Annotated in this window: 3 protein-coding genes; all 3 read right to left on the bottom strand. The window is 46.7% G+C overall.

Translation table 11 applies throughout. The annotated features are described in order from the left end of the window. Positions 1-64 precede the first annotated feature (64 nt). A complete protein-coding gene (locus tag AB4238_RS09060) occupies positions 65-787 on the bottom strand; it encodes a TorF family putative porin (RefSeq protein ID WP_020914179.1) in 723 nt (240 codons plus the stop codon). Positions 788-900: 113 nt separating this feature from the next. After that, positions 901-1,272, bottom strand: a complete 372-nt coding sequence (locus AB4238_RS09055) for a cupin domain-containing protein (RefSeq protein ID WP_372033057.1) — start codon at positions 1,270-1,272, stop codon at positions 901-903. Positions 1,273-1,359: 87 nt separating this feature from the next. After that, positions 1,360-2,731 (bottom strand): CoA-acylating methylmalonate-semialdehyde dehydrogenase (locus AB4238_RS09050; protein ID WP_372033055.1); only part of this gene is annotated, 1,372 nt, incomplete at its 5' end.

The following is a 2,731-nucleotide window of genomic DNA, read 5'->3' as shown; positions in this document are numbered from 1 at the left end:
TTAACTGACCGGCATTACCAGTAGGCGGTTTTTTTATGGGTAGGGAAACAAGGTAAAAGTAGTATTAGAAAGCGTAGCTTGCTGACGCTAATACTGTGCCGTCGTTTCTCCAAGGCTCAGACGAGTCGATGATATTGTCTGAACTTAGGTTGGTATCTAACCAAGCTAGAGACAGCGCTACGCCGCCAAGCTCAGTGGAGACACCAATAGAGTAATCGGCGTAGTCTTCACCCCAATCATAGTCTGCACCGTCGCCATAGCTGTAACCTACGTGAGCATCAATACTCCAGTTTTCAAAAATCTCATAGGAGTAGTTAAGCTCGGTATAGTTTAACGCGACATCGGCATTGGAATAATCATTGGTATACCACTGCGCAAGATGGAAATCGCCATAGTATAAGCCGACTGAAGCTTCTAAATACTGCGAGCTTTCATCTTGTCCTGGGTAAGTGTAGTAAGTCAATGTAACGTCATATTCCCACTCTTCATCGGCACCGAAAGCCCCAGCATATCCAGCATAAATATCAACTTCTACATCGGCATCGTAGCTAGCATCATCAACATTACTTGCCCACACACCAAGGAAAATACCATTTTCCATGCTGTAATCAACACTGCCCTGAACGGCAAAGTCACCCGCGGTTTGAGATACGCCACGGAAGCGATAATCATTGGTGACTCCAATTTCACCAGAGAACTCTGCTTGAGCAAGTGGTGCAATTAGCGCTGTTGATAAGGTTAGACCGACAACTTGGGCAATCCGTTTTTTATTTAATTTCTTATACACGGTAGTATCTCCATTTTACTATGTTGACTTAGACGCTCCATTATTATGTTTTAAGCATCTTATGGTTTTGCCAAACAGCAGCGTTTGCTACGACCTCATGGCTAAAAATGATTTCAGCGCCTCGTAGGCTCGAAAATCACATACACTTTGCGGCAATCTTCAAGTACCTCCCAGGTACCCTCAAACCCCGCTGGGATCACAAATCTATCACCTGTTTTTACGGTGGTTTGGTTACCGTCGCTGTCGGTGACTACACTCGACCCGGATAGAATTTCGCAGTATTCATGTTCGCTGTAACAGACTTTCCAGCGGCCAATATCACCTTGCCAAACCCCAGCGTGAAATTGGTCACAATCACTTGAGTAATGGTTTTGCAGCTGCTGTTCAGGATCGCCCTGAAGCCGTTTTTCTGCAGCTAGCTTGTAACGTTCTACGGCGGTATTGATGGCCGCAAAATCAATAATTGAATCAATGCCTATGCTCATCGGACTCTCTATTCCCTTTACTTGCATGAGTTATGTTGTTGGGTGATAACAACGACAAATGCGCAGCGTTAACTGCGCATCAATCGGTTATTTCATTGTTGGCATAACAAACTCTGCTTTGGCTTGCTTGCTTGGTTGAGGCCAGCGAGCGGTAATCGCTTTACGTTTGGTGTAAAAGCGTACTCCATCTGGGCCATGCATATGTAGAGGACCAAACAGTGAACGCTTCCAGCCGCCAAAACTATGGAAAGCCATTGGAACAGGGATTGGTACGTTCACTCCAACCATGCCCACTTGCACGTGATGGCAGAAATGACGCGCCGCTTCACCACTTTGGGTAAAGATGGCGGTGCCATTACCAAACTCATGATCATTGATGAGTTGCAGCGCTTCGGCGTAGTCTTTTACTCGCACAATGGCGAGGACTGGGCCAAAGATCTCCTCTTTATAGATAGTCATCTCAGGGGTGACATGGTCAAACAAACAGCCACCTAAGAAATAACCTTGTTCATGGTAAGCAACGGTTAGCGCTCTGCCATCGGCAAGTAATTTGGCACCTTCGTTGAGACCCGTTTCAACATAGCTGGTCACTTTTTCTAAGTGTTGCGCCGAGATAAGAGGGCCCATATCCATCTCAGGTGTTACGCCGTTGCCGACCTTTAGTGATTTTATTTGTGGCAGTAGCTTTTCAACAAGGGCATCGCCAGAGTCACCAACCGCTAGCACCACTGATATCGCCATGCAACGTTCGCCAGCACTACCGTAGGCTGCACCCATAAGTGCGCCAACGGCTTGGTCAAGATCGGCGTGAGGCATTAATACCATGTGGTTTTTAGCACCGCCTAAGGCTTGAACACGTTTACCGTGTGCTGAAGCGGTGGCATAAATGTATTCTGCAATAGGGGTTGAGCCAACAAAGCTAACCGCATGTACATCTTTGTGCGTTAGCAGGGTATCTACCGCTTCTTTGTCGCCATTAACGACGTTGAATACCCCATCAGGTAATCCTGCTTCGGTAAGTAGTTCAGCCATACGCATTACTGAGCTTGGGTCTTTCTCCGATGGCTTCATGATAAAGCTATTACCGCAGGCTATCGCAATTGGGAACATCCACATGGGTACCATCACTGGGAAGTTGAACGGTGCAATACCTGCAACAACGCCCAATGATTGGTTTAAGGTCCACGCATCGACACCGCCGCCGACCTGCTCTGTATGCTCACCTTTCAATAGGTGTGGAATACCACATTCAAATTCAACCACTTCTAGACCGCGAATGAGCTCACCTTTTGCATCATCCAGTACTTTGCCGTGCTCACGAGTGATCAGCTCTGCCATCTCATCCATATTAGCTTCGACCAACGCTTTGAATTTGAATAGCACTCGAGAAGGGTTAAGTGGAGTAGAATCAAATATATAGACACCCATAGATAATGGCATCAATCGCGACCTCCTACTA

It is taken from the genome of Shewanella sp. 10N.286.45.A1, from assembly GCF_041470405.1.
Taxonomy (GTDB): domain Bacteria; phylum Pseudomonadota; class Gammaproteobacteria; order Enterobacterales; family Shewanellaceae; genus Shewanella.
This window is presented reverse-complemented; position numbering and strand designations above follow the sequence as displayed.

Excerpts from the sequence above, each read along its gene's own strand:
- AB4238_RS09055 (WP_372033057.1), bottom strand. The coding sequence starts at position 1,272 with ATGAGCATAGGCATTGATTCAATTATTGATTTTGCGGCCATCAATACC.